We start from the raw sequence: 4,931 nt of genomic DNA on the forward strand, positions 1-4,931 counted from the left end.
CATCCGCCGCCTGCGCCGCCCGGACCCGTACAAGGGCAAGGGCGTTCGCTACGAAGGCGAGCAGATCCGCCGCAAGGTCGGAAAGACAGGTAAGTAATGGCTGCCAATACAGAAACCGTCAAGCGGAAGCCGCTGGGGCAGAACGTTTCCGAGACCCGGCGGGTTTCGCGGACCCGTCGCCACGCCCGGTTGCGCAAGAAGGTCGCCGGTACTGCGGAGCGTCCGCGCCTCGTGGTCAACCGCTCATCGCGGCACATTCACGTGCAACTGGTGGACGACCAGACCGGCACCACGCTGGCCGCCGCGTCGTCCATCGAGGCCGACGTTCGTGCCGTCGAGGGTGACAAGAAGGCCCACAGCGTCCGGGTCGGACAGCTGATCGCGGAGCGCGCCAAGTCCGCCGGCATCGACTCGGTCGTGTTCGACCGCGGTGGAAACACCTACGGCGGCCGCATCGCCGCACTGGCCGATGCCGCCCGCGAGAGCGGACTGAAATTCTGATGAAGACTCAAGACGGAAGGACTGCATGATGGCTGATCAGCCAGCAGCAGGAACCGGAGCGGCGGGCACCACCGGCAGCCGGCCCCCACGGGGCGGCGGCGGTGACCGCGACGGACGCGGTCGCCGTGACGACCGTGGTGGCCGTGGTGGCCGCGACGGTGGAGACAAGAGCAACTTCCTCGAGCGCGTCGTCGCCATCAACCGCGTGTCGAAGGTGGTCAAGGGCGGTCGGCGCTTCAGCTTCACCGCGCTGGTCATCGTCGGCGACGGCAACGGCATGGTCGGTGTCGGCTACGGCAAGGCCAAGGAAGTTCCCGCCGCGATCGCCAAGGGCGTCGAGGAAGCGCGCAAGAGCTTCTTCCGCGTTCCACTGATCGGCGGGACCATCGTCCACCCCGTTCAGGGTGAAGCGGCCGCAGGTGTGGTCATGCTGCGTCCCGCCAGCGCGGGTACCGGCGTCATCGCCGGTGGCGCGTGCCGCGCGGTGCTGGAATGCGCAGGCGTGCACGACATTCTGGCCAAGTCGCTGGGTAGTGACAACGCGATCAACGTGGTTCACGCCACCGTGGCCGCGCTGAAGATGATCCAGCGTCCTGAGGAAGTCGCCGCCCGTCGTGGACTTCCGATCGAGGACGTCGCCCCGCCGAGCATGCTCAAGGCGCGACGTGAGAGCGAAGCGCTGGCCGCTGCGGCCGCGCGTGAAGGATCGGCATAGTCATGGCTGAAGTGAAGATCACCCAGGTGCGTAGCACCGTCGGTGCGCGCTGGAAGCAGCGCGAGAGCCTGCGGAGTCTCGGACTGCGCAAGATCCGTCAGACCGTAGTCCGCGAGGACAATGCACAGACGCGCGGCCTGCTGGCCGTCGTCCACCACCTCGTCACCGTTGAGGAGGCGTAATGACCATCAAACTGCACGACCTGCGTCCCGCGCCAGGGTCCAAGACCGCCAAGACCCGCGTCGGTCGTGGCGAGGGCTCGAAGGGCAAGACCGCGGGCCGCGGCACCAAGGGCACCAAGGCGCGCAAGAACGTCCCCGTGACGTTCGAGGGTGGCCAGATGCCGATTCACATGCGGCTGCCGAAGCTCAAGGGCTTCCGCAACCGGTTCCGCACCGAGTACGAGGTCGTCAACGTCGCAGATCTCAACCGGCTGTTCCCCAAGGGCGGCACGGTCGGTGTCGAGGAGCTTGTCGCTTCCGGTGCGGTTCGCAAGAACACCTTGGTCAAGGTGCTCGGCGACGGCAAGCTGAACGTCAAGGTCGACGTAACCGCCCACAAGTTCAGTGGCAGCGCGCGCGACAAGATCAGCGCCGCAGGTGGTTCCGTCACCGAGCTGTAGATCAAACGTAGAGAGCCCCCGTCCGCTTGCGCGCGGGGGCTCCTTCGTTCATCTGGTCGAGTTAGTTCGTCCTGGGCGTCTCAGGACCCGTACTCGAAGCAGCCGACGCCGGGCACGCAGCCGCCTCCGCCGCCGGGTCCGCCGTGGCCGCACTTGCCGTCGGCGGTGCAGCCCCCGCCACCTTGCGGACCACCGTTTCCGCACGTGCCGTCGGTGGTGCAGCCTCCGCCGCCCTGGGGGCCACCGTTGCCGCACGCGCCGTTGGCGCAGCCATCACCTCCCGGACTCTGCGGGGCGAACTGAGTGGTCTGGGTGCCTGCCGCAATCGCGAAATTCTCCGCCACAGCGATCGGCGCGGCGAAGATCGCCGTCGCGGCAGCACCGGCCATGATCATCGGGGTTATCAGTTTCATCGCTTTCATGTCGCGGTAGTACCACGCTGTGGCGGCGTTAAAACGTAGCCAAACGAAATCTGCGTCACACAACGAAGCTCCACTAGGTACCGGTCGTGACGTGCGATGGGTCAGTGCAACTGCGGCAGCACCTCGGCCGCGAGCCGCTCCATTTGCTGGCGATCCTCGGCGACGTCGTCGCCTAGTGGGTTGAGCAGAATCATCTGCGCTCCGGCGTCGATGACGGCGCTTAGCCCGGCGGCCACCTCGGCCGGGGTACCCGACACCGGCACCGCCTCGATCCCGGGCATCCCGCCGTACTTGCGGTGCAGTCCAGCGACGACGCGTTCGCGCGCACGAGCGGCGTCGTCGTCGATCATCAGGTAGACGCGCTTGCCGATCGTGAAGGCTGCCGGATCCCGGCCTTGGAGCTCGAGTTCCCTGCGCACCGTGGCGGCCACCTTGACGAACGTTTCGGTGGTGGAGGAACCCGCACCGAGGAAGGAGTCGCCGAGGCGCACCGCACGGGCCAGCGCGGCCCCAGCGGTGCCGCCGAACCAGATCGGTGGGTGCGGCCGCTGCACGGGCTTGGGCTGGATCGGCAGGTCGTCGACATCGCGGAAGCTGCCGTGAAACGTCACCCGCTCCCCGTCCGACCAAGCTGCCTTCATCAGCTCGAGACCCTCGGTGAAACTGCTGATGAACGTCTTTGGGTCGATCCCGAACGCGGCGAATTGACGGAACCCGCCGCCGGGTGCCACTCCGAGGTCGAGTCTGCCGTGGCTGAGCCGGTCGACGGCCGTGGCCGTGGCGGCCAGCTGCAATGGGTCGTGTAGCGACGACACGATGACCGCGACGCCCAGCCGCAGCCGGGTGGTGCACGCGGCTGCGTAGGAGAGCAGCTCCATCGGCGCGATCAACCGCTCGGCGCCGATCGTCTGCTCCATCGTCCAGCCGCCGTCGAAGCCGAGTTCCTCGGCGCGGAGCAGGTACGCCTTGAACGCGAGCGCGTCGAAGCCGTCCACGTCGAGTTGTGGCAGAGAGATCGACAACCGCACCCGATCCAGCTTACGACCAGAGCCTCGGAGGGGTTGACGCCGTCATCGGTAGGCTCGCGGCATGCTCAGTTTCCTGACAGACGTGCCCGGCACCGGCGAATTGCGAGCGATCGTGCGCAAGGTGGACACCGCGCGTCACAACGGCGTGCCCAGTGGCTGCGTGCTCGAACTGGACCTCCAGTCGATGCCACCGGAGTCGAGCGGCTTCGATCCGCTGGCCATGCTCACCGGCAACGGCAAGCCCCTGCTTCTACGCGAGGCGGTCGCGGCCATCCGGCGGGCGGCGAAGGACGATCGCGTCGCAGGGCTGATCGCGCGCGTGCAGCTGCCCGCTGCGCAGGCCGGGCCGGTACAGGAGCTGCGCGAGGCGATCGCCGAGTTCAGCGACACCAAGCCCTCACTGGCATGGGCGGAAACCTATCCGGGCACGATGTCCTATTACCTGGCGTCCGCGTTCCGCGAGGTGTGGATGCAGCCGTCGGGCACCGTGGGTCTGGTCGGGTTCGCGACCAACGCACTGTTTCTGCGCGACGCGTTGGCGAAGGCGGGCATCCAGGCGCAGTTCATCGCACGCGGCGAATACAAGTCGGCGGCGAACCTGTTCACCGAGGAGAGCTACACGGAGGCGCACCGGGAGGCCGACGGCCGGCTCATCGAGAGCCTGAACGAACAGGTGCTCGCGGCCGTGGCGGCGTCACGGCACCTGGAGGCGGACGACGTCGACGCGCTGGCAGACAAGGCGCCACTGCTGCGCGACGACGCGGTCACCGGGCGCCTCGTCGATCGCATCGGGTTCCGCGACGAGGCGTATGCGCGCATCGCCGAACTGGCAGGCGCACCGGCTGTCACACCCGACGATCCCGACGCGTCACCGCGGCTCTACCTGTCTCGTTACGCGCGCGCGACGGCGCCGGGGTCCACGCCGTCCCTGCCCGGCCGCAAGTCCAAGCCGACCATTGCCGTCGTGACGCTGGCCGGGCCCATCGTCAGCGGTCGTGGCGGACGTCAGCTGTCACCGCTGGGAACGTCCAGCGCCGGCGGTGACACCATCGCCGCCGCGCTGCGCGAAGCGGGGGCCGACGACGACGTGTCCGCGGTCGTCCTGCGCGTCGAAAGTCCCGGAGGATCCGTCACCGGCTCGGAGACAATTTGGCGCGAGGTGGTTCGGTTGCGCGAGGCAGGCAAGCCGGTCGTCGCCTCGATGGGCGCCGTCGCGGCATCCGGCGGATACTACGTGTCGATGGCTGCGGATGCGATCGTCGCCAACGCGGGCACGCTCACCGGCTCCATCGGAGTGGTCACCGGCAAGTTCATCGCGCGTGACCTCAAGGAGCGTCTCGGCATCGGCTCAGACTCGGTGCGCACCAACGCGAATGCCAACGCCTGGTCGGCGAACGCGCCGTTCACCGACGAGCAGCATACCCACGTCGAGGCCGAGGCCGACCTGTTCTACGCCGACTTCGTGCAACGTGTTGCGGAGGGCCGCAACATGACTGTCGAGGCGGTCGACGCGGTGGCGCGCGGTCGCGTGTGGACCGGCGCCGACGCGAAGGAACGCGGGTTGGTCGACGAACTCGGTGGCTTGCGGAACGCGATCGATCGCGCAAAGGTGCTTGCCGGTTTCGACGCCGACTCCGACGTCA

Annotated in this window: 7 protein-coding genes and 1 pseudogene; 6 read left to right on the plus strand and 2 right to left on the minus strand. The window is 68.0% G+C overall.

Annotated elements, in window-relative coordinates; translation table 11 throughout:
- From QOI01_RS34035 to rplO, 5 genes and pseudogenes are all read left to right on the plus strand, one after another.
- Nucleotides 1-97: pseudogene (locus tag QOI01_RS34035) on the plus strand (50S ribosomal protein L6); the annotation flags it as partial.
- A 35-nt stretch (nt 98-132) separates the two neighbouring features.
- Entirely contained in the window at nt 133-501 is a 369-nt protein-coding gene (gene rplR, locus QOI01_RS34040; RefSeq protein WP_526388321.1) for a 50S ribosomal protein L18, read from the plus strand.
- Nucleotides 502-529: 28 nt separating this feature from the next.
- Nucleotides 530-1,216, plus strand: coding sequence for a 30S ribosomal protein S5 (gene rpsE / locus QOI01_RS34045; protein WP_526388310.1), 687 nt, complete (start codon nt 530-532; stop codon nt 1,214-1,216).
- 2 nt (nt 1,217-1,218) lie between these two features.
- Nucleotides 1,219-1,398, plus strand: coding sequence for a 50S ribosomal protein L30 (gene rpmD / locus QOI01_RS34050; protein WP_526388311.1), 180 nt, complete (start codon nt 1,219-1,221; stop codon nt 1,396-1,398).
- Nucleotides 1,398-1,838, plus strand: coding sequence for a 50S ribosomal protein L15 (gene rplO, locus QOI01_RS34055; protein ID WP_526388313.1), 441 nt, complete (start codon nt 1,398-1,400; stop codon nt 1,836-1,838). The genes rpmD and rplO overlap by 1 nt, the downstream gene beginning before the upstream one ends.
- 80 nt (nt 1,839-1,918) lie before the next feature.
- Here the strand turns inward: rplO and QOI01_RS34060 are convergent, their stop codons facing one another.
- A complete protein-coding gene (locus tag QOI01_RS34060) occupies nt 1,919-2,251 on the minus strand; it encodes a PE-PGRS family protein (protein ID WP_526388315.1) in 333 nt (110 codons plus the stop codon).
- A gap of 110 nt (nt 2,252-2,361) precedes the next feature.
- Entirely contained in the window at nt 2,362-3,288 is a 927-nt protein-coding gene (locus QOI01_RS34065) for an LLM class flavin-dependent oxidoreductase (protein ID WP_526388317.1), read from the minus strand.
- Between the two features lie 61 nt (nt 3,289-3,349).
- Between QOI01_RS34065 and sppA the strand changes: the two genes are divergently transcribed.
- A partial coding sequence (gene sppA, locus QOI01_RS34070) for a signal peptide peptidase SppA (protein ID WP_526388319.1) occupies nt 3,350-4,931 on the plus strand: 1,582 nt, incomplete at its 3' end.

Origin of the sequence: Mycobacterium sp. (assembly GCF_032162605.1) — a bacterium.
Classification (GTDB): domain Bacteria; phylum Actinomycetota; class Actinomycetes; order Mycobacteriales; family Mycobacteriaceae; genus Mycobacterium.

Coding starts and splice junctions, on each gene's coding strand:
- rpmD (WP_526388311.1), top strand. CDS start 1,219: ATGGCTGAAGTGAAGATCACCCAGGTGCGTAGCACCGTCGGTGCGCGC.
- rplO (WP_526388313.1), top strand. CDS start 1,398: ATGACCATCAAACTGCACGACCTGCGTCCCGCGCCAGGGTCCAAGACC.
- rpsE (WP_526388310.1), top strand. CDS start 530: ATGGCTGATCAGCCAGCAGCAGGAACCGGAGCGGCGGGCACCACCGGC.
- QOI01_RS34060 (WP_526388315.1), bottom strand. CDS start 2,251: ATGAAACTGATAACCCCGATGATCATGGCCGGTGCTGCCGCGACGGCG.